Source organism: Dictyobacter arantiisoli (assembly GCF_008326305.1).
Classification (GTDB): Bacteria; Chloroflexota; Ktedonobacteria; order Ktedonobacterales; family Ktedonobacteraceae; genus Dictyobacter; species Dictyobacter arantiisoli.
The window spans coordinates 1-2,652 of record NZ_BIXY01000199.1; the positions used below are offsets into that span (position 1 = coordinate 1).

The window sequence follows — 2,652 nt, forward strand, 5'->3', positions numbered from 1 at the left end:
TTGTTCATCAACAGTTTAGACCAGGAGGCCATTTTTGCCTAGTCCCTGCAATTCCTGGCTTTGCTTCATTTTATCGTTTGAAGGTTTTTACGGGTTATCCAAAAATCCGGGATGACTCATATTTTCTTCTCTCCTCGCCGAAGGAGCGCTAAAGAAAACTATTTACTTGCTTCCTTGATGTGATACAGTATGTATAGATATATGTAACTGCCAGACTATGTGTGCTTGTGTTCGTGGAGTGGAAACTGGTAGGCTCTCAATATTTGTCTCGTTGACCCGGGTTGGGGGATGATGGCGGAAGTGGAATATCCTCTTATTTTCTACTCTATTGCCAACAAAAGGGAGTATTGTGCTTTGATACTGTATTTTTAGTCGCAAGATTATTCTTATGTCTGGAGTGGAGCAAAAGTGAAGACGTCGATGGATGCGATTCGATTTGGGAAGTGGATTAGTGAGCAACGACGGAAGCAGGGTTGGTCGAGTCAAAGAACATTGATTGAAGCGGTGCATGAGGACCCTCTTTTGAAAGATACCCATCTCTCGGAAGATTTTCTGGCGCGTTTAGAGGCTGGTCGCCTGACGTATCCATTTCGGGGACATGTGCGTCAGCAAGTATTGGCACTGGCCTGGTTGCTATGCCGCACTTCCCGTGAGGTTCAGGCGTATTTGCAAGCGGCTTCCTTGCGCGAATTGCGTCCCTCAGAGAACGCAATTGTGCAGGCTTTATACGAGCACGTGTCCTCCGAGCCCGTTTCGACCGTGATGATGTTGCCTGCTCGTCCGCCGCGCCTGCTGGGACGTGATGCCCTGGTACAAACCGTTTTGCAACAGATATGCACGACCGAGCGTGGATTGTGCGCGTTGACTGGTATGCCGGGTGTTGGGAAGAGTGCTCTGGCTGCGGAGATAGTCCATCAACTGGCAACCTCGGGTTCGCGCCGTGTTTTTCAGGATGGTATCATCACGCTCTCATGTACAGGCCGCCGTGGCGCGCTGGGACTGATCACCTTATTGAATGAAATTATTGATATATTTTCGCAGTCCTCATCTGATTCTCAATCTGAACCGCATGCGGCGCGCAAGAGAGGCCAATTCAACCATCATGCATCCCACCTCTTTTTGCTTGAACATATGGAGACGGACCTGGCGGCTGCGGTTGATCGGGTGCGTATGCTCTTGTTGGATAAACATGTCCTGTTTGTGCTTGACGATCTTGATCCACAGTTTCCCCTGCATGAGGCGCTGGATGCTTTATCTGGGAGCACACAGTTTATGGCTGCTGGAGCGCAAGGACGCTATCGTTCAAACGCGCAGCGCGTTGTCCTGACCACCAGTCGTCATGTACCTCTTCCTTCTCTGATGAACCATCATCTCTTGATACCATCTTTAAGTCAGGTTGACGCATGTGAATTGTTCGCGAACCTGACCGCATCCCAGTTGAAGTTCCAACCAGAGGATCGAGAGTCATGGCGACTGGTTGAGCAAATCTGTACCCTTGTGGGCGGTTTGCCGTTGGCTGTAGAATTAATCGCGCAGGCCGCAACCGTCAAGGGCATCCCTTTATTGCTGCTGGCCGCGACTGTCGCACACAATCCTTTCCATCCACTACTGGATGAAAATGGGAAATTAACCCGACTCTTTGAAGAGGCCTTTCAACCGATTGAGGCAGCTCAACGCGAGGCATTTAGCCTGTTAGCCCTGCTGGGACCCCAGGAATTTAGCCTTGAAACTGCTACAGTCCTTGCGCTTCAGGACAATATCGACACTCTGTCTCTCAAACGCTCACCCGCGCACGCCCTGTTTGCCTCATCAAATACAACTGACCGATCATTTTTAGCGACGTCGCCGCCATTTCATTTGCCCTTTGAGCAAAACTATGAGGCGGAAACGATCTCTGCTGAAATGCGCCAGACATCCCTGCTACCTGTCTCGATTTTAACCCATACCGCATTGGTATTGGGACAATTTGTCAACTACTCCCTTTTGCAGCTCATCGATAGACAGCAAGCTGGTGGAAGTGGGACAACCAGCCTGAATCACCAATCCTTTTATCGTCTGCATCCCTTACTCTATATGTATGCTCGCAACAGGCTCCAGGATATATCCAGCGCACGTCTCACACAGGTCAGAAACAATCTGCACACCTATGCGCAGACAAAGCGAGGAGAATAAGGCATCCCTCCTCTCCTCCGCCGCAGCGAGTGGCAACAAAGAGCCCTGTTCTCTCATTTTGACACTCCCTGGCATAAATGCACAGGGATTCTTCCTTCATCCATGAGACTTGCCCATCAGTCTCACAACTGAAAGGTAGCGGTCCACATGTCCAGAAGCGTTGCGCAAACCGAGGTTTGCAGGTTTCCGAGTGCCCCTGGGTACCAACCACTTGTTCTTGTGGTGCATGAAGCCCAACCAACCGTGAGGTGGGTATCGTGCCTCATCGTCTTCAGACGAATCTTTTTGCAATGGCTTCATTTCATACAGGAGAGTCTACCAAATGTTTTAATGGTTGTCAATCAGGAAGAGCCATTCGGGTGCGCGTCATTTTTTTGCGGGAGGCTTGGCAGGAGAAAAGAAAGATGATACACTGGAAGCAGTAAAGAGTGGAGGATGAGATGGAAGAAGCAATGGACAAAGAATGGCGCGATTTAAGCG

Annotated in this window: 1 protein-coding gene; it reads left to right on the forward strand. The window is 49.8% G+C overall.

Features of this window, described 5'->3' with window-relative positions:
- Positions 1 to 408 precede the first annotated feature (408 nt).
- Positions 409 to 2,172 carry an AAA family ATPase gene (locus F1593_RS27720; RefSeq protein WP_149404786.1) on the forward strand — a complete coding sequence of 588 codons (1,764 nt, stop codon included), beginning with the start codon at positions 409 to 411 and terminating at the stop codon, positions 2,170 to 2,172.
- Positions 2,173 to 2,652: the final 480 nt, after the last annotated feature.